Source organism: Exiguobacterium sp. SH31, assembly GCF_001816105.1.
Taxonomy (GTDB): domain Bacteria; phylum Bacillota; class Bacilli; order Exiguobacteriales; family Exiguobacteriaceae; genus Exiguobacterium; species Exiguobacterium aurantiacum_A.
Genome location: NZ_LYTG01000016.1, coordinates 13,551 through 31,778 on the forward strand (window position 1 = coordinate 13,551; position 18,228 = coordinate 31,778).

The window sequence follows — 18,228 nt, forward strand, 5'->3', positions numbered from 1 at the left end:
TTGCCGGGTGCTTTTTCACAAGCATTTCGTTATGATAAGAAAGAAACCAACCATCTAAATCGATTGGAACCTTTCCAAAAGAAGGAGATTACGTATATGTCAGAAATTTTACACCGTTCATTAACTCGTCCGATTCGTGTCGGCAACGTCATCATCGGAGGTTCTGATGAAGTCGTCATTCAGTCGATGACGACGACGAAAACGCACGACGTCGAAGCAACTGTCGCCGAAATTTTACGTCTGGAAGAAGCAGGTTGCCAAATCGTCCGCGTCGCTTGTCCTGATGAGCGAGCGGCCGACGCGCTCGCTGAAATCAAGAGCCGCATCAACATCCCGCTCGTCGTCGATATTCATTTCGACTACAAATTGGCGTTGAAAGCTATCGAAAGCGGTGTCGACAAGATCCGGATCAACCCTGGTAACATCGGCCGCCGTGAGAAAGTCGAAGCGGTCGTTAACGCTGCTAAAGCGAAAGGGATCCCGATCCGCATCGGTGTCAACGCCGGATCGCTCGAGAAGCAGTTCCTCGAAAAATACGGATATCCGACAGCCCAAGGCATGGTCGAAAGTGCGATGCATCACGTCAAGATTTTAGAGGACCTCGGTTTTTACAACACGATCATCTCGCTCAAAGCGTCTGACGTGAACCTTGCCCTCGAGGCGTACACGCTCGCCGCGAAGACGTTTGACTACCCGCTCCACGTCGGGATAACTGAATCAGGACCGCTGTTCTCAGGATCACTCAAATCAGCGGCTGGACTCGGCGCAATCCTCTCTCTCGGGATCGGCTCGACGGTTCGTGTGTCGCTGTCTGACGATCCTGTCGAAGAGATCAAAGTCGCCAAAGAAGTGCTCAAGTCGTTCGGCCTAGCCGCTAACGCCGCGACGCTCATCTCTTGCCCGACATGCGGCCGTATCGAAATCGATTTGATCTCGATTGCGAAAGAAGTTGAAGAGTACATCCAAAACATTAACGTCAACATCAAAGTCGCCGTCCTCGGCTGCGCGGTCAACGGACCGGGTGAAGCACGTGAGGCGGACATCGGCATCGCCGGGGCTCGTAACGAAGGCCTGCTCTTCCGTCACGGGAAAATCATCCGTAAAGTACCGGAAGCAACGATGGTCGAAGAGTTGAAGAAAGAAATCGACGCCATCGTCGCCGAGAAAATTGCCGCGCGTGAGCTTGAAGAACAACAACTTGCCAACCAATCTAACTAATCTCTCGCCCGCTCGGTTGCAACCGAGCGGGCTTTTGATACAATGAGTGTTATGGCAAGGAGGAATCAAGATGCACATTGGGATAGATTTAGATGGAACCGTCACGGATCCGCAAAGTTGCTTTCACTATATGAACGACATGCTCGGCTACGCCATCGATTATCATCAGGCGACCGAATACGAGCTCCATACGTACACGAATATGACACAACATGATTTTTGGACGTTCATGATCGAGCAAGGTCATGAAGAAGCCATCTATCGGCGTTCACTCCCTCACTCTGAAGTGAATGAAGTGCTCTGGCACATTCGGAAAACGCACCAACTTCACTACGTGACGGCTCGCAGCGAGGCCGTCCGCTCCGTCACAGAGCATTGGATCAAACAGCATGAACTCCCGCTCGACTCATTGATTATGACAGGCAGTCACGACAAAGTCGGCGTCGTCAAAGATCTCGCGCTCGACTTGTTCATGGAGGATCGCTATGAGAATGCCATCTCGATCCATGAACAGACATTGATTCCGGTGCTCTTGTTCGACGCCCCATATAATCGTCGACCGTTACCGGACGGGGTGAAACGCATCACGTCTTGGAACGAGGCACTCCATCTCGTCGACCGCTTCGAGACTACAAAATCCATCATCACCCTATAAAAAAGAGGAATCCGCCGCTGGATTCCTCTTTTTTTCATACCCGTCCGATCGCCTCGATGACATCGCTCGCGAGAACGCTTGCCGGATGGATCCGTTCACTCGCCGACCTAGCGGCTAACGCATGCCATAGGACGGCTTGTTCGTTCGGGGGCTGCTTCGGCTCAATCCGCGCACTCCGGGCCCAAAGCGCGAGCAATATGCCGGTCAACACGTCACCGCTCCCGCCTTTTGAGAGGGCCGGGGCTGCGACCGTATTGACGGCACCAGTCCCATCTGGGGAAACGATCAACGTATGCGTCCCTTTTAAAATGAGATGAACACCGTGTTTCCTCGCAAAGTTTGATGCGACCGTGAAGCGGTCTGCCTCGATCGCTTCGACCGTCTGTCCGGTCAAACGCGCAAGTTCACCTGGATGAGGGGTCAGCGTCAATTGGCCCGACGCCTGTAAGTGTTCCTGTGTCAGCGCACCGGCATCGACGATGATCGGCGTCGTCCGTTTCTTGATCGTTTGCCAAGCGTTCGTCAACCGTTCATCCTCGACCATGCCGGGACCGATCGCCGTCGCCGCGTACCGTGCATCCGGTATGGAATCGATCTCGTAATACATCGCCTCGGGTAACGTCGCAACCAGTGCCATCGCTTCGGCCGGCACCGCCACATCGAGTAGTCCGAGTCCGCTCCGAAGGGCGGCCTGCGCTGCTAGAAACGGTGCCCCGATCAAGTGGCGGCTCCCGCCGACGAGCTGACCGTGACCGTAAGTCGATTTATGGCCATATCGATCACGGGATAGCAGACCGCGGTCAAAATCAGTCTCCGTCAACACGCGCCAGTTCGACGTCTCAGGCAATCCGATGTCGATTCGTTCGACTTTCCCGTAAAACGGTGCGGTTTGATTCAAGAACGCACTTCGCTTGTAACCATGTAACGTCAACGTCTGATCGGCTTTGATCGCGTGACCGTCGAACCGGCTCGTCTCGTCGCTCGGCACACCGGACGGAACATCGACCGCGATCACCGTCGCCGCTTGGTCGCGTATCCATGTGATGACGTCTCTCGCCTTCCCTGTGACCGGTCCGTCAAGGCCGACTCCGAACAAGGCGTCGATGATATAGTCCGCCCGTCTCGGATCATCTACAACCGTGACCCTTTGCTTCGCGGACACGGCGTGCGTCAAGGCTTCTGGCGATTTCGGCTCGCCGAGTGGTGCCCAGACGCTGACGTCATACCCACGACGGTGCAGTTCACGGGCGATGACCCAACCGTCGCCCCCGTTATTCCCTCGTCCACAGACGACGAGGACGGACGCCTCTGCTCGAATCACCAAACGATTCGTCAAGGCCAGCGCCGCCCGCTCCATCAAGGCTTCGGGCGTCGTCCCGTGCGCAAAAGCCCGTTCATCCGCTCGCTTGATATCGCTTGCCGTATAAATCATCGACTCACTCCCTCCCCATATGTACACAAAAAAAGAAGTTGAAGTAATCAACTTCTTTACTTACATTGTTTACAATACCCGTAAATCTCAAATTTATGATCGATGACCTCAAAATCGGGGTCAAGCGTCTCTACGTAACGCATCGGGCAAAGTTCGAGCAGTTTCGTCTTGCCGCACCCGCGGCAGATCAAATGATGGTGGTGGTGCGATGAGCCACACGTGACCCGGAACGCTTTCTCACCGTTCAACTCGGTCGCTTCGAGCAACCCTTCCTCCGCAAACGACTTCAAGTTCCGGTAGACCGTATCAAAGCTCATCGTCGGATGTTTCGAACACATATAATCCAGGACATCTTTCGCACTGACGTAGCGTTCTTCGGCCGCCAAATAAGCGTACATCTCAATCCGTTTCGGCGTCACTTTCAACGATGACGATTGCAACCGTTCGATTTGTTCAGTCTGTTTCATGGAGTACCTCCTTCTTCCGTAACGAGCCGATCTTCTCAAACAACATGACGGCAGCCAAAATCAAGACGGCGAGCAAGACGATGACACCGCCCGGGGCGACGTCTAGTTCGTAGGCGAGGACAAGTCCCCCAATCGTCGCAAGCTCACCGAACACGATTGCCCAAACAATCGTCTGTTTGAAACTGTTCGTGAACCGGAGCGCGGCCGCGACCGGTAACGTGATCAAACTTGAGACGAGCAGCGTGCCGACGATCCGCATACTGACGGCGATGACGAGCGCGACGACGAACATGAACAACATGTGTAACAACGTGCTCGGCAATCCGGACACTTTCGCTTGTTCTTCATCGAACGACAAGAACAAGAGCTGTTTATAAAACACGACGATGACGATGACCGTGATGAGCGCGACAGCTAGAATCAAACCGATATCAGACGGACTGACCGCTGAAATCGAACCGAACAACAGCGTCGACAAATCGACCGAGAAGCCGCGCGACAACGAAATGAAGATCGCGCTCAGCCCCATCCCCGCCGACATCATGATCGGGATCGACAGCTCTTGGAAATGGACGTACTTATTGCGGAGCCAATCGAGACCGAGCGCCGCGAGCACCGAGACGAGCGTCCCGAGATAGAGCGGATTCAAGTCAGAGAAGAACAAGACATACTGTCCGAGAAACAAACTCAAGGAGATGCCGGCGAGCGTCACGTGTGACAAAGCGTCAGCAATCAGACTCATCCGTCTGACGACGACGAAAGAACCGATCAACGGGGCCGTAAACCCGATGACGACGGCCGCTATGAACGCATAACGCAAAAAACTATAGGTTAACAAGTCGGCAATCATGACATACCTTCATGAACGAGGACCTTGACGGGATACGGCTTGATGGCGGCAAGTTCTCCTAGTTTGCTATACTCTTTCAACCCACAGTTACAGGCCATACGCCCCCGGTCCAGATGGACGACTTTCGTGACGAGGTCGGTGACGACGTTTAAATCGTGCGTGACGAGGATGAACGTGCACGACGTCTGCTCGCGCAACAAGTGGAGCACTTCATAAAAGTCCCGCAGATGCTTTTGGTCGACCCCGACCGTCGGCTCATCCAAGATGAGCAAATCGGGTTGGTTGACGATGGCCCGGGCGATGAACACACGCTGCTGTTGCCCACCGGACAGGCTTCCGATTTTGCGATTCCGAAACTGCCACATGTTGACCGTCTCGAGCGCATTTTGAATGGCGGCCTTGTCTTCCATGTTCAATCTCTTGAACAGGCCTAACCGTCCGTACCGGCCCATGGCGACGACTTCTTCGACCGTCACCGGAAATCCAGAGTTAAATGACGCCGCTTTTTGGGAAACGTAACTGATACGTGACTTGTCCTTGAATTGGCCTTGCGGGCGACCGAACAGTTCGACCGTTCCCGTCTGCGGGCTCAATAACCCAAGGATCGTCCGAATCAACGTCGACTTGCCTGACCCGTTCTCGCCGACGATGGCGACGAAATCACCTTGCTTGATATCGATGGACACGTCCCGAAGTGCGGCCGTGCCATCATAATAATACGAAACATGATCTAATTTTACGACAGATGTCGTCATGAGCTACCCTTCTCTCGTTTGATAAATCGTAATCATTTCTACTTGCTCAGCGTCTGTATTATACAGAATATTATTAAATGCTTCAAGTTTGAGAAGATCGAGGCGCTCGTCGTCACGTCTTCACACAAAATCAAGATGAGTTTGTCTAGTGTTCGTTGTACACTAGAGGTATCGCAGAGGGGGATTTACCGTGGAAAAAAAATTAGCAGTCATTGATATCGGGTCAAACTCGATTCGCAACGTCATTTTTGAAGTGAATCGACACGGCCAATATTTCGAACGGTTGAACGTGAAAGAAGTCGCTCGGCTCTCGAGTCACATCACCGATGCGAACGAACTGTCCGAAATGGGCATCCAATCGTTAATCGAGACACTCGACCATTTCATCAGTCTGAACAAGCATCATGGCGTCAAAGAGATGTTGCCGGTCGCGACCGCAGCCATCCGCAACGCCAGCAATTCTGAAGCGATTTTAAACGAGGTCCTTGACGCGACCGGGATGGAGATCCGCTTGTTGAGTGACTATGAAGAGGCGTATTACGGATACTCGGCCATCGTCAACTCGACTTATATCGAAGACGGCTATTCGGTCGACATCGGCGGCGGCTCAATGGAAGTGACTTACTTCAAAGACCGCGAGCTCGTCTTTTATCATAGTTTCCCGTTCGGTGCCGTCACGTTGACGAACGATTTTATGTCAGGCGACACGCTCTCGAAAGATGAGCGGAAACAACTGACCGCGTTCTTGAAGAAAGCGTTCAAAGACATCGATTGGCTCGTCCCTCACGGTGTTCCGCTCGTCGGTGTCGGCGGGACCGCCCGAAACCTCGTCCGCGTCGAACAGTCGTTGTCCCACTTCCCGCTTGAAGGCATCCATCAATATACACTTGGTGCCGACCGGCTTCACGAGGTCGTCGATGAACTGATCGACATGTCGACGAAACAACTCGGACGACTCGATGGCCTGTCAAAAGATCGGATGGACATCATCGCTCCGGCCGTGACCGCAATCGATGAACTGGCCCGCTATTTAAAAGTGCCTGAGTTTACGATGAGCAATAACGGTCTGCGGGAAGGGCTATTTTATGAATACTATTTAAAAGAGAACAACGAGATCCGTTTCGCTGATGTCAAAGAAGAAAGTTTCCGCCACTTCGAGAAACAATACGACGTCGATCCGGTCCGGCATCGGCATCTCGTCCATCTGGCCCGTCAAATTTATATGGGCTTGATCGAGGCGAAGACGATCAAACCAAAACCGTTCGAACCGGGACTGTTAGAAGCGGCTTGCCGTCTCGCTTACGTCGGTGAATACATCGACCATAACAACAAGAGCGACCACACGTTCCATTTGATCACGACCAATGACTTTAAAGGCATGAACAACGAAGACCGGCTCGCCCTGGCGCTCGTCACGTCTTACAAGTCACGGCGCCTGCTCGAACAGCATATCGAGGGCTTTCCTGAATGGTTCGACTCGAAAATGTTGAAGAGTCTAGAGCTGATTGGATCAATCGTCAAACTTGTCGACGCGCTCGATTTGACCGAGCGTCAAGTCGTCGAGAACATCGACATCGAGACAACAGACGACGGGCTTGCCTTCACCCTTCATACATCGACGTCCCCGCGCTTTGAATTGCAGCGCGGCATCCGTCACAAAAAGCATTTAGAACGCGCGATCGAAACGACGATCGAGTTACGCGTAGAGGAGAGGATCACTTTATGACGACTTACTTACCAGAACATTTTAACAACCGCGAATTGAGCTGGCTCAGCTTTAACGAGCGCGTGCTCCAAGAAGCGATCGATGACCGCAATCCGCTCATGGAACGCCTCAAATTTCTCGGCATCTTCAGTGCAAACCTCGATGAGTTCTACATGGTCCGTTTCGGAGGACTGAAAGACGAGGTGCTAGCCGGATTCAACCAACCGGAGGACAAGGCCGGGCTGACACCGAAGCAGCAAATTAAAGCGATCTCAATCAAAGCTCAAGAACTCGTCGAAGTCCAATATGCGACGTATAAAAAAATCGTCAAACAACTCGGAACAGAAAACGTCCGCTTTTTACGTCCGAAGCACTTGAACAAAGAGCAACTTGATTTTGTTAAACTGTATTTTCGGACCCACGTCTTCCCGGTCTTGACACCGATCGCGGTCGATGCGTATCGCCCGTTCCCGATGCTGTTGTCAAAATCGCTCAATATCGCCGTCGAAATCTCGTCGACCTCAGAAGGCAAAAAGCGACTCGCCCTCGTTCAAGTACCGGCCGTCCTACCGCGTTTTCTCGAACTGCCGACAGAAGACGAAGAACATGCCGATTTGATGTTGCTCGAAGACGTCATCATCCAATTCATCGATTCGCTCTTCAAAGGCTTTGAAGTGGAGTCGACGATGCCGTTCCGGATCACCCGCAACGCTGACATGCCGTTCCATGAAGAAGGCAGTCACGATGTGTTGAAACAGATCGAGAAAGAATTGAAGAAACGCCGTTACGGCGTCGGCATCCGCCTCGAGGTCCAACAACGTTCACTCAGTAAAGAACTGTTGTTTATGCTGCAAGACGTCCTCGATCTGCACGACCGCGACATTTTCGTCGTCGACGGACCGATCGATTTGACGTTCTTGTTTGGCATCTATAATAAGATCGGGATCGAGTATGATGAGATGATCAACGAGACGCTCATCCCGTTCGTCCCGGAAGGACTCGAGCCCGGCAAGGACTTGTTCAAGGCCGTCCTAAAAAAGGATTACTTGCTCCATCACCCATACCATTCGTTCGACCCGGTCGTCCGCTTTATCGCCCAGGCCGCGAAAGACCCGAACGTCTTGGCCATCAAGCAGACGCTTTACCGTGTGTCTGGCGATTCACCGATCATTAAAGCGCTCACTGACGCTGCTGAGAGCGGCAAACAAGTCACCGTCCTCGTCGAACTAAAGGCTCGGTTCGATGAAGAGAAGAACATTCAATGGGCGAAACAGCTCGAAAAAGCCGGGGCCCACGTCATCTACGGCTATAAAGAGTTAAAAACGCACTCGAAGATCACGCTTGTCGTACGGATTCTAGAAGGAGGTGTCCTCCAACGCTTCGTCCACCTCGGTACCGGTAACTACAACGACTCGACGGCGAAGCTTTATACGGACATCGGCTTATTGACGACGAACGAGGACTTGGCCGAAGATGCGACCAACTTCTTCAACTGGCTCTCCGGTTACGGTGAACGACCGTCTTGGCACGAGTTCGAGACGTCGCCTGACGACATGCTCGACTTCTTCCTCCACAAGATTCAAGACGAGATCAAACTGCATGAGAAGTATGGGAACGGTCGCATCGTCGCCAAGATGAACTCGCTCACCGACAAGTCGATCATCACGAAGCTGTATGACGCGTCTCAGGCCGGGGTCAAGATCGATTTGATCATTCGCGGCATCTGTTGCCTGCGGCCGGGCATTAAAGGCGTCTCGGACAATATTCGTGTCGTCTCGATCATCGACCGCTATCTAGAACATTCTCGCATCTTCTATTTCTACCAAAACGGGAAAGAAGACTTATACTGCTCGTCTGCGGACTGGATGACCCGAAATATGAAAAAGCGCATCGAGATCTTGTTCCCGATCCTAGATGCGGGTCATAAGTCATACATTAAAGACATGCTCGCGCTACAGCTCGTCGATAACGTCAAAGCGCGGATCCAACGCGCCGATGGCAGTTACGTCTACATCAAGCAAGAACCTGGCCAAGAGAAAATTCAATCGCAGATCATCATCCATCAATATACAGGCGGCCGTTGGAACAACATCCCGAGCGTCTTCGAACGGGAGCCGTCGAACTGGGCCGAACGTGAAGTCCTTCGCCTCCGGGCCGAAAATGAGAAAATGACTGATGACTGATGTTAGACTTCTCAAACGAGAAAGAACATTGTATAATTAGTTCGTTCAGTTAGTTGAAACGCTTTCATTTTCGAATATGGAGGAATCATTCATGCAAGAAATCTTACTCTCGTTGCTCGCCGGCCTCATCTGTGGCATGATTTTCACTGCCTTGAAGTTGCCGTTGCCTGCCCCCCCGGTCTTGCCTGGCGTCATTGGAATCTTTGGCGTCTTTCTCGGGATGAAAGTTTACCAATTCGCGCTTGCGAACTGGCCATTTTAAACAAAAAGAACGATGCCCGCGGGCATCGTTCTTTTTGTTACTCTGCATGATGGATCGCCTTATGACAAGTCGGACAGACCCACATCCCGCTGTCTCCTTCAAGATGGTACTCTAGCAGACGATGGGCCATCGCCCCATACCTGTCTATCAAGTCGACTCCACAGCTCGTACAAGCCGTGACGGAAGCGATGTGGTGCATCAGTCGTTCCCTGGCTAGATGCGTCTCGTACGTTTGCCGTGTCCAGCGTTGGGATGGGACTTGATAACCTCGGTCCCACATATCTTTTAACGTCGCATATGACGTCGACACGTCGTACATACCACTCTTGAGCAGCGGATGATGAAAATCAAGGCCGACTAAATCGACGAGACAATAGTCTCGAACTTCATCGTCGGGACGCGTTCGCCAATACCGGTCGTCGGGGCGCGTCGTCGTCTCGACGAGCATAATCTCGACTTCCGCGACGATCCCATATCCAACGACTTCGATCAAGGCTGGTCCCTCAATGCTTCCTTCAATGTAAAACGGGCTCTGCTCGCGAAAGTATGTCGGGAGCGCCGCAAATACGTCATACGTCTCTGGATCGATCTTTAGCACGCTCATCGCTTATTGATGCGCGAGCGCGAATCGTTCGCGCCATTCGGCGTCGAACGCGCCTAATCGGAACATGTCGATCTCTTGCTTATACGGCGCGACTTTCGTCTTCTCGCTGATTGGAATGTAAGGTGTTTCAAGAATTTTTGGCAAATGCGCGAACGCCTCATGATGGATGATTCGGTTCAACGCGTCAAAACCGATCTCCCCGTAGCCGATATTTTCGTGGCGGTCTTTTCTCGCCCCGCGCACGTTTTTCGAATCGTTGACGTGGATGACGCCGAGTCGGTCGATTCCGACGATGCGGTCAAACTCGGCAATCACGCCGTCTAAGTCCCCCACGAGGTCATACCCGGCGTCATGGACGTGGCACGTGTCGAAACAGACCGACAGCCGGTCGTTATGCGTCACTCCGTCGATGATCGTCGCGAGTTCTTCAAACGTCTTCCCGAGTTCGCTTCCTTTTCCTGCCATCGTCTCGAGGGCGATCTTCACCGTCTCGTCTCCGGTCAGCACTTCATTCAAGCCTTCGATGATGCGAGCGAGACCGACGTCTTCGCCGGCACCGACATGGGCGCCTGGGTGAAGGACGACATGGCGGGCGACTAGTAGCGCTTCGGCCCGCTTGATTTCAGCCGCCAAAAACGAGACCGCGAGCTCGAACGTCTCGGGTTTCGTCGTATTGCCCAGGTTGATGATGTATGGGGCGTGGACGACGATCTCCTCGATGTCATGCGCCGCCATGTGGACGAGCGCCGCTTCGATATTTAACTCCTCGATCGGTTTACGACGCGTGTTTTGAGGCGCGCCCGTATAGACCATCATCGTCGTCGCACCGTACGAGACGGCTTCCTCACTGCCAGCGAGCAGCATCTTCTTACCTGAAACCGAAACGTGTGAACCAATTTTTAACATAGTCAACTCTCCTTCGCAATCTTCTGCCTTTAGTGTACACAAAAAGAAGAACCGACTCCATGAAGTCGATTCTTCTTTTTAGTGATTACCGTCTGTTCTTCTTACGGGTCTCACGACGTTCCGTGCGCTGTTGTTGCATATGCTCGCGCGAAGCCGTCTCTTTCAATTTATACTTGAACTTCTTCTTGTAGCCTGGTTTGACTTTCTTCTTCGCCTTCTTGATCTCACCGGCCATACGGCTGTGCGCCGTGTGTGATACTTTCATCTTACGGTCGGTCACGCGGCGTTTACGAGTCTTGATTTCTTGGAGCGTCCCGCCTTTGACATCGACATGTGTGAACGCGAAACCACGCTCTTCAAGTCGATTGATCGGGCCGTTCTCGTGATCTTCATACAGCGTATACGCTTCTCCGGTAGCACCGGCACGACCGGTCCGGCCGACACGGTGTGTGTAGAAGTCGAGATCTTTCGGGATACCGAAGTTGATGATGTGCGACACACCTTTAATATCAATCCCGCGGGCAGCCAAGTCGGTTGCGATCACGTATTGATATTTTGCATCGTTGATGTCTTTGATCGCTTGCTTGCGTCGACGGGCTTGCATGTCGCCATGAAGCGTCCCGACGTTGAGGCCTGCCTCACGGAACGACTTCTCGAGCTCATCCGCGTCTTGTTTCGTGTTCGTGAACACGAGGCAGACGAACGGATTGATCGCTTTGGCCACTTCGACCGTCAATTCTTTGCGGTCGCGGTGACGGACCGGGATGACGTGGTGCTTGATCTTCGGTGCGACGCGGTGCTCGGCACTCGCTTCAGCGTAGCGCGGATCGTGAAGATATTTCTTCAAGAACGGCTCAAGCTTCTCTGGGATTGTCGCTGAGAAGACCATCGTTTGCAGTCTTTCCGGAAGCGACTGCGCGATGCGGTCTACTTCTGGCAAGAAGCCCATATCAAGCATTTGATCGGCTTCATCGACGACGAAATGTTTGACTTTATGCGGGAACAACGCCTGAACTTTCATCAAGTCGAGCAGACGGCCTGGCGTCCCGATGATCAACTGTGGTGGGTTTTTCATCTTGTCGATTTGACGTTCACGGTCAGTTCCGCCGACGATCAAACTCGTCTTAATATAGTCAGGCTGCTTCACGAGGAGTGTTTTCAACTCTTCGTGGATTTGCCAGGCAAGCTCGCGTGTCGGTGCGACAACGATCGCTTGGACTTCATGTTCGCTCGGGTCGATCGATTCTAAAATAGGTAAGAGGAACGCGAGTGTCTTCCCGGTCCCGGTTTGTGATTTTCCAATGATGTCACGGCCATTCATCGCGGCTGGAATAATCCGTGCCTGAATGTCCGTTGGGTTAGTGATGCGCTTTTCTGTCAAGGCATCGACGATAAACGGTAACAATTTGAACTGTTGGAAGCTGTTCAATCGATACACCTCCTGTTTCTTTCCACTTTTCCTAGCATAGCGGAATCTAGTTATTTGTCAATTAATCTTTACCGAGTCCTTCATACAAGTAACTCGATGAATAGTAGTGCGCCGAGATTTTTTTACTGCTCAAATGCTGTTCGAGCGCTTTGAACCCGACTTCAATCATTTCGTTCGGGGATTGCACGACCGTCGCATCGACTTTCCCGCTATGAATCAACGGGTAAATCTCTGTCACACCGTCTACCGACACGATTGTCTTGTCATTTAGTCTCTTGCTCTCGAGCGCCCTCACGACCCCGAACGTATTGTCGTCGTTATGGGAAAACACGGCGTCGAACGGGATGTCTTCCTCGAGCCAGCGCGACATCTCGATCTCGGCTTGGAACGGATCGTAGTTACCCGTGAGCGAGGCCACGACCTCGAGGTCGTCATGGGCTTTATCGTACTCGGTCAACCCGAGGCTACGATCGATGGTCGAGCGGACTTTTGCCGTTCCCCTCACTTCGACGACACGGATCGGCCGATCGAGTGCGGTATGTTTGGCGGCAATATGGTTGGCGGCCATCCGCCCGATTTCAACGTTATCGGACACGACGGACGTGAGCACGCTATCGTGGTCGATCATCCGGTCGATCGCGATAATCGGAATCCCTTTGTCTCTCGCCTTTTCGAGCGATGATTGAATGAACGTCTCGTCAAGCGTCGTCACGAAGATGGCTTTGACACCGCGCTCGATCAAAGAATCCAATTTCTCTTTTTCTAAGACACGTGAATCCTCACTTGTCGTCGGAATCGGAATGAACCCTTTTTGATTGGCCGTTCGTACAAATGCGGCTAACAACTTATTGGCGTGTTCGTGTTTTTCACTGACGAACACGAAGCCGACCTCATTGTTCGTCGTCGCGCGTTCCGGCAACTGGATCGACGTGATCAATAAAATCGTCATGGCCCAGATGACGGGAATCCAAAGCCAGTAATAGCGGAAGCCCTTCATACGTTTGTCCGCCTTGGGATTTTAATCATCATCGCCGTACCTTCTCCTTCAACGCTCTCGATTTCCATTTGACCGTTTACGGCTTTTAATGATTCTCGAATCATGTACAGCCCTAGCCCGTTGCCGTTCTCTTTCGTCGTATAGAACGCCGACCCGACCGTGTTCACTTGATCTTTCGTCATCCCGATTCCGTTATCCTCAATCAAGAACCGATAATCCCGCTCCGTGAAGAGGACCGTGACCGTGACGCTACCGTCCGCCCCTTTTGAATCGACGGCTTCGACGGCGTTTTTAAACAAGTTGTAGATGGTTTGAACGAGCATGTCGCTCGAACAGTAGAACGGCGGCATCTCATTCGGAACAATCAGTTCCCACTTCGTCACCCGTTTATAACATTCGGCGTCGAGTAAGAACTCGAGCCGACTCGCAAATTCAGTCATGTCGAGCCACTCTTCTTGAAGCTTGGATTGATCTGGTTTGGCGAGCGTGAGCATCGTCGTAATCAAATGGTTAGCCCGATTGAGCTCGGACAGTGCAAGGTCGAGCATTTCTTCACTACCATGACCTTCTTTCGCCATCTGCAAGGTGATTTGGACAGGTGTGAGCGGGTTACGGATCTCGTGAGCGATCCCGGCCGCGAGTTGACCGAGCGAGGCGAGCTTCTCTTGTTGGAGCAAGAGCTGTTGTTGGCTCAACTGCTCACGTCGAGCCGTCTCCATCCGGTTCGAGTAGTCGTTATACGTATCGAGGAGCGTCTGGACTTCCTTTGAACCGGTGCGTTCGAGTAAAATCGGTTCGAGTGACTGTTGTTTCTTGATGTTTTGAACGAGTTCGAGCAGCGGGCTCGTCAATGTCTTCGAGAGAAGGAGACCGACTAAAATACTTAAGAAGAAAGTGACGAGCGTAATCATCAAATATTGCCAACGTGTATCATAGACCGCCTCATAAACCGAATCCGTGCTATGCTTGGCCAATACGCTCCATCCGTTCACTCGAGCGTCCGGTTCGAACATGATGACATCGTCTTCGGTACTTAAAATCGTCCGAACGTCATACTCATCCGTCGTTTCGACGATTGAGCGTGACAACCTTCGCTCCGCATCCGTGACGAGGTTAAACGATGTCGATAACACTTCTCCCCGCTCATTTAAGAGGTAGAGAATCATATCATCGTTCGTGGATTCGAGCATGCGCCGATAGAGGTCCGAGTTAAGCACACTGATGCTTCCACCAAACATGCCAATCGGTCGGTTGTCCTCGATGACGGGTACGTAAAGATACGTGCCAGCATCACCAGAAATCGATACCGGGTCACTCATGAATAAATCGTCGCCGTTCGAAGTGATGACTTCTTTAAATTTCGGATCAGCCTTTAACGTCATCGCGGGGACTTGCCGTTGCGAATACCAAGTGAATTCATCTTCTCGTAAATCATAGTAAAAGATTGAAGTGAAACTCGTTCGTTGGTTCAAGTAACCCGTCCGAATCCGCTCTTCAATCAAAGGTTCGTTTCCAACATAAGCACCAAGGTAGACGAGGTCTTCATACAATTTCCCAAGCCTTGTCTCGAGGTTCTCGATACTCCCATCAATCGCATAATCAAATTGTTCTTTCGCCAATTCTTCCGCGCGGGACACCGTCACGCGATCGGCAGAGAAAGCTAGTGATGAGATGACGAGTCCAAGAATGATAAAGATAATAAATGTGATTTGAAAGAAGTACGATTTTCGAACTTCAAGCAATGTTCTCAAGCGTTCCACGGTGTCCCTCCTTTCTAACCTTAAGATTATAGCATGAATACACGCAATTCTTTTCGTATTTTCGAAACAATGTTAGACTAATACGTAGGAAAGCATCGCGAAAGGAGCGTTCATCACGAAATGAAAGTTAAAAAAATTAGCCCACGCGGATACTGCTATGGCGTCGTCGATGCCATGAAATTAGCGAATGAAGCCGTGGCCAACCCAGATTTACCACGGCCTATCCATATACTCGGTATGATCGTCCATAACCGTCACGTCACCCAAGCGTTTGAAGACTTAGGCGTCAAGACCGTAGACGGTGAGGATCGGATGCAAGCAGTTGAAACAATCGACAGAGGGACCGTCGTGTTTACGGCCCACGGCATCTCCCCGCTCGTCCGGAAGCGTGCCATCGAAAAAGGACTGACGATTGTCGATGCGTCTTGTCCTGACGTTCTCGTCACGCACGATTTAATTCGTGAGAAGACAGCGGCCGGCTACGAAGTCATCTATATCGGCAAGCACGGTCACCCCGAACCTGAAGGCGCGATGGGCGTCGCCCCTGGAAAAGTCCATCTCGTCCAGTACGAGAGCGATTTTGAGGCGTTGCCAGATCATTTGTTAGATGCAAACATTCTCGTCACGAACCAGACGACAATGAGCCAATGGGACGTTTCGGCATTGATCGACCTCATTCAAGAACGCTATCCTCACGTCGAGGTGCATAACGAGATTTGTAACGCGACACAAGTTCGTCAGGAAGCCGTGGCCGAACAGGCCGGCGACTGCGACTTGCTCATCGTCGTCGGTGATCCGAAATCGAACAACTCGAACCGCCTCGCCCAAGTCTCTAAAGAGATTGCCGGGACGAATGCCTATCGCATCGGTGATTTGAGTGAGCTCGATCTCAATTGGCTTCAAGACGTCGAAACGGTCGCGGTCACATCGGGCGCGTCGACACCGACGCCGATCACGAAAAAAGTCATCGACTTTTTGACGCAGTACGACCGTGATGACTTGAGCACACACGACAAGACACCTTATCTCGAACTGCGAAACATTTTGCCGAGAGTGAAGGCGCTTCGCAAATGACAAGCAACCCCCGTCCTCATAAGGGCGGGGGTTGTGTTCGGTCTTAGCGGAACTTAAAAGGATTCGTGTCCGTAGCGGAAACGAGGAGCTCGACCTCGAGTTTTGCTGCCGTGAACTTCTGTTGCAAGACGTCGACGACACCTTGCTTCATGACGCTCTCGACGTGATGACCCGGGTCGACCACGGCGAGTCCGAGCGCCATCGCGTCGTGGGCGACATGGAAATATAAGTCACCGGTCACGTAGACGTCGGCTCCCTTGAAGTGCGCGGCCGAGACGTACTTATTGCCGTCACCACCGAGCACGGCCACTTTTTTGATCGTTCGGTCCAAGTCGCCGACGACCCGCACCGCTTCGACACCAAAGCTTGCTTTGACATGTTCCGAAAATTCGGCGAGCGTCAACGGTTTGTCGAGTCGACCGATGCGGCCGAGACCTAGGACAGGGCCTGCAATCTCATCACGAATCAAATCATGAGCGACCTCTTCGTAAGGGTGAGCGTCAAACATCGCTTTTAACACCCGCTTTTTCTTACTTTCGGTAACGATCGTCTCGATCTTCACTTCATCGACTTGCTCCGTTTTCCCGATTTGTCCGAGGTACGGGTCGGCCAAGTCGAGCGGGGTGAACTGCCCTTTCCCTGTGATCGTGAATTGGCAATCGCCGTAATTCCCGATCCTTCCGGCTCCGGCCTTGCCTAACGCTTTAGACACGGCGGACTGATGTGTCTCCGGGACGAAGACCGACAATTTATACACCGGCTCTTCATACGTCGGGACGAGCACTTCGGTCTCATGCAATCCGAGTGCCTCGCTCATCCAGTCGTTGACCCCGCCCTCACAGACGTCTAGATTCGTATGGGCGACGTAAACGGCGATATCGTTTTTCAGACATTTCATAACGATTCGACCGGCGGCGTTGCGATCGGTCACTTGGGTGAGCGCGCTAAAGATCGGTGGATGATGCGCGATAATCAAGTCCACCTCTTGTTCTATGGCTTCGTCGACGACCGATTCGAGCACGTCGAGCGTGACCATGACCCGATTCACTTGTTTATTCAGCGTACCGATCTGCAGTCCGATCTTATCGCCTTCGACCGCGAGATGTTTCGGCGCGAACTCTTCAAACAGTTGGATGATATGATTTCCGTTTGCCATCACTGACTCACCTCTCTCATTTTGTCGCGTAACGTTTTGAACTCCTCCTGCTTCCGGACGAGCGCCTCGGTTTGGGCGCCTGCGGCCATTTGACCGAGCACGTAATCCAATTTGTCCGCTTCCCGGCCCCACTTTAATTTAAACGGTTCAGGACGAGTCTCCAGCAAGTCCGGCCCGAACATAAGCTGCCACGTCCGCTCCGCCTCGTCTGTACTGTAACGCGTTTCTGTGCCCCGCTCACCGACAAGAATCTCATATATTTTATCGTTTTCCTCGACAATCGTTTCCGAGACGAGCGTAAAACCTGATACAAGCAACCATTCCCGAACTTGCTGTCCATCGACGTTCGGTTGCAGTACGAGTCGTTCGACCGCTCCTAACTTATCCCGTCCGTTCTCTAAGATCGACCGGATCAAGCTTCCGCCCATCCCGCAGATCGAGATACATGTCGCCTCGTCCTCATTCAGGACCGCCAATCCGTCACCGAGCCGGACGTCAATCTTGTCCGCTGCGCCGATCAATTCGACTTGGGCTTTGGCCGCTTCCATCGGACCTTGATTCACTTCTCCGGCGATGGCCCGGTCGATGATTCCTTGCTGTACGAGATAACACGGGACGTAAGCGTGGTCGGAACCGATATCGGCTAAAATGCTTCCAGCTGGTATAAAATCGACGACTCGTTTCAGTCGCCGGTCTAACGTGACTTGTTCTTGCATGGGGACAACTCCTTTTGTCTACTTCTTCTTCTTTAGGGTAACGAAATATTCATGTCCGG

The 18,228-nt window shown here is 52.2% G+C and carries 17 protein-coding genes; 6 read left to right on the forward strand and 11 right to left on the reverse strand.

The window, feature by feature from the left end; genetic code table 11:
• Positions 1-96: 96 nt before the first annotated feature.
• Positions 97-1,218, forward strand: coding sequence for a flavodoxin-dependent (E)-4-hydroxy-3-methylbut-2-enyl-diphosphate synthase (gene ispG, locus A6395_RS02585; protein ID WP_071397754.1), 1,122 nt, complete (start codon positions 97-99; stop codon positions 1,216-1,218).
• A 70-nt stretch (positions 1,219-1,288) separates the two neighbouring features.
• A complete protein-coding gene (locus A6395_RS02590; RefSeq protein ID WP_071397755.1) occupies positions 1,289-1,873 on the forward strand; it encodes a hypothetical protein in 585 nt (194 codons plus the stop codon).
• Positions 1,874-1,907: 34 nt separating this feature from the next.
• Here the strand turns inward: A6395_RS02590 and A6395_RS02595 are convergent, their stop codons facing one another.
• The 4 genes from A6395_RS02595 to A6395_RS02610 are packed head-to-tail and all read right to left on the reverse strand — an operon-like array spanning position 1,908 to position 5,377.
• Positions 1,908-3,305 carry a bifunctional ADP-dependent NAD(P)H-hydrate dehydratase/NAD(P)H-hydrate epimerase gene (locus A6395_RS02595; RefSeq protein WP_071397756.1) on the reverse strand — a complete coding sequence of 466 codons (1,398 nt, stop codon included), beginning with the start codon at positions 3,303-3,305 and terminating at the stop codon, positions 1,908-1,910.
• 56 nt (positions 3,306-3,361) lie between these two features.
• Positions 3,362-3,772, reverse strand: coding sequence for a Fur family transcriptional regulator (locus A6395_RS02600; protein WP_071397757.1), 411 nt, complete (start codon positions 3,770-3,772; stop codon positions 3,362-3,364).
• On the reverse strand, positions 3,759-4,622 hold the full coding sequence (locus A6395_RS02605; protein WP_071397758.1) for a metal ABC transporter permease: 864 nt from the start codon (positions 4,620-4,622) through the stop codon (positions 3,759-3,761). The genes A6395_RS02600 and A6395_RS02605 overlap by 14 nt, the downstream gene beginning before the upstream one ends.
• On the reverse strand, positions 4,619-5,377 hold the full coding sequence (locus A6395_RS02610) for a metal ABC transporter ATP-binding protein (RefSeq protein ID WP_071397759.1): 759 nt from the start codon (positions 5,375-5,377) through the stop codon (positions 4,619-4,621). Before A6395_RS02610 ends, A6395_RS02605 begins: the two co-directional genes overlap by 4 nt.
• Positions 5,378-5,567: 190 nt before the next feature.
• On the opposite strand from A6395_RS02610, the gene A6395_RS02615 reads away from it, so the two are divergent.
• The 3 genes from A6395_RS02615 to A6395_RS02625 all read left to right on the forward strand — a co-directional run bounded on the left by A6395_RS02615 (position 5,568) and on the right by A6395_RS02625 (position 9,527).
• Entirely contained in the window at positions 5,568-7,103 is a 1,536-nt protein-coding gene (locus tag A6395_RS02615) for a Ppx/GppA family phosphatase (RefSeq protein WP_071397760.1), read from the forward strand.
• The gene (locus A6395_RS02620; protein ID WP_071397761.1) at positions 7,100-9,265 is read left to right on the forward strand and encodes an RNA degradosome polyphosphate kinase; all 2,166 of its coding nucleotides are present in this window, start codon (positions 7,100-7,102) and stop codon (positions 9,263-9,265) included. Before A6395_RS02615 ends, A6395_RS02620 begins: the two co-directional genes overlap by 4 nt.
• 91 nt (positions 9,266-9,356) lie before the next feature.
• Positions 9,357-9,527 (forward strand): DUF1427 family protein, encoded by a 171-nt coding sequence (locus A6395_RS02625; RefSeq protein WP_021065708.1) that lies wholly within the window; start codon positions 9,357-9,359, stop codon positions 9,525-9,527.
• A 37-nt stretch (positions 9,528-9,564) separates the two neighbouring features.
• Here the strand turns inward: A6395_RS02625 and A6395_RS02630 are convergent, their stop codons facing one another.
• The 5 genes from A6395_RS02630 to A6395_RS02650 form a co-directional block, all read right to left on the reverse strand.
• Positions 9,565-10,131 carry a hypothetical protein gene (locus A6395_RS02630; protein WP_071397762.1) on the reverse strand — a complete coding sequence of 189 codons (567 nt, stop codon included), beginning with the start codon at positions 10,129-10,131 and terminating at the stop codon, positions 9,565-9,567.
• A 3-nt stretch (positions 10,132-10,134) separates the two neighbouring features.
• Positions 10,135-11,037 carry a deoxyribonuclease IV gene (locus tag A6395_RS02635; protein ID WP_071397763.1) on the reverse strand — a complete coding sequence of 301 codons (903 nt, stop codon included), beginning with the start codon at positions 11,035-11,037 and terminating at the stop codon, positions 10,135-10,137.
• 85 nt (positions 11,038-11,122) lie between these two features.
• Positions 11,123-12,466: a DEAD/DEAH box helicase gene (locus A6395_RS02640; RefSeq protein WP_071397764.1), complete on the reverse strand. Its 1,344-nt coding sequence runs from the start codon at positions 12,464-12,466 to the stop codon at positions 11,123-11,125.
• Between the two features lie 61 nt (positions 12,467-12,527).
• Positions 12,528-13,463, reverse strand: a complete 936-nt coding sequence (locus A6395_RS02645; RefSeq protein ID WP_071397765.1) for a sugar ABC transporter substrate-binding protein — start codon at positions 13,461-13,463, stop codon at positions 12,528-12,530.
• Positions 13,460-15,223, reverse strand: coding sequence for a sensor histidine kinase (locus tag A6395_RS02650; protein ID WP_071397766.1), 1,764 nt, complete (start codon positions 15,221-15,223; stop codon positions 13,460-13,462). The genes A6395_RS02645 and A6395_RS02650 overlap by 4 nt, the downstream gene beginning before the upstream one ends.
• 120 nt (positions 15,224-15,343) lie before the next feature.
• Between A6395_RS02650 and A6395_RS02655 the strand changes: the two genes are divergently transcribed.
• The gene (locus A6395_RS02655) at positions 15,344-16,297 is read left to right on the forward strand and encodes a 4-hydroxy-3-methylbut-2-enyl diphosphate reductase (RefSeq protein ID WP_071397767.1); all 954 of its coding nucleotides are present in this window, start codon (positions 15,344-15,346) and stop codon (positions 16,295-16,297) included.
• A 43-nt stretch (positions 16,298-16,340) separates the two neighbouring features.
• Here the strand turns inward: A6395_RS02655 and A6395_RS02660 are convergent, their stop codons facing one another.
• Positions 16,341-17,453 carry a Nif3-like dinuclear metal center hexameric protein gene (locus tag A6395_RS02660; protein WP_071397768.1) on the reverse strand — a complete coding sequence of 371 codons (1,113 nt, stop codon included), beginning with the start codon at positions 17,451-17,453 and terminating at the stop codon, positions 16,341-16,343.
• Positions 17,453-18,169 (reverse strand): tRNA (adenine(22)-N(1))-methyltransferase, encoded by a 717-nt coding sequence (locus tag A6395_RS02665; protein WP_071397769.1) that lies wholly within the window; start codon positions 18,167-18,169, stop codon positions 17,453-17,455. Before A6395_RS02665 ends, A6395_RS02660 begins: the two co-directional genes overlap by 1 nt.
• Positions 18,170-18,228 lie beyond the last annotated feature (59 nt).

Coding starts and splice junctions, on each gene's coding strand:
- A6395_RS02610 (WP_071397759.1), bottom strand. CDS start 5,377: ATGACGACATCTGTCGTAAAATTAGATCATGTTTCGTATTATTATGAT.
- A6395_RS02620 (WP_071397761.1), top strand. CDS start 7,100: ATGACGACTTACTTACCAGAACATTTTAACAACCGCGAATTGAGCTGG.
- A6395_RS02600 (WP_071397757.1), bottom strand. CDS start 3,772: ATGAAACAGACTGAACAAATCGAACGGTTGCAATCGTCATCGTTGAAA.
- A6395_RS02665 (WP_071397769.1), bottom strand. CDS start 18,169: ATGCAAGAACAAGTCACGTTAGACCGGCGACTGAAACGAGTCGTCGAT.
- A6395_RS02655 (WP_071397767.1), top strand. CDS start 15,344: ATGAAAGTTAAAAAAATTAGCCCACGCGGATACTGCTATGGCGTCGTC.
- A6395_RS02590 (WP_071397755.1), top strand. CDS start 1,289: ATGCACATTGGGATAGATTTAGATGGAACCGTCACGGATCCGCAAAGT.
- A6395_RS02595 (WP_071397756.1), bottom strand. CDS start 3,305: ATGATTTATACGGCAAGCGATATCAAGCGAGCGGATGAACGGGCTTTT.
- A6395_RS02660 (WP_071397768.1), bottom strand. CDS start 17,453: ATGGCAAACGGAAATCATATCATCCAACTGTTTGAAGAGTTCGCGCCG.
- A6395_RS02630 (WP_071397762.1), bottom strand. CDS start 10,131: ATGAGCGTGCTAAAGATCGATCCAGAGACGTATGACGTATTTGCGGCG.
- ispG (WP_071397754.1), top strand. CDS start 97: ATGTCAGAAATTTTACACCGTTCATTAACTCGTCCGATTCGTGTCGGC.
- A6395_RS02605 (WP_071397758.1), bottom strand. CDS start 4,622: ATGATTGCCGACTTGTTAACCTATAGTTTTTTGCGTTATGCGTTCATA.
- A6395_RS02645 (WP_071397765.1), bottom strand. CDS start 13,463: ATGAAGGGCTTCCGCTATTACTGGCTTTGGATTCCCGTCATCTGGGCC.
- A6395_RS02625 (WP_021065708.1), top strand. CDS start 9,357: ATGCAAGAAATCTTACTCTCGTTGCTCGCCGGCCTCATCTGTGGCATG.
- A6395_RS02635 (WP_071397763.1), bottom strand. CDS start 11,037: ATGTTAAAAATTGGTTCACACGTTTCGGTTTCAGGTAAGAAGATGCTG.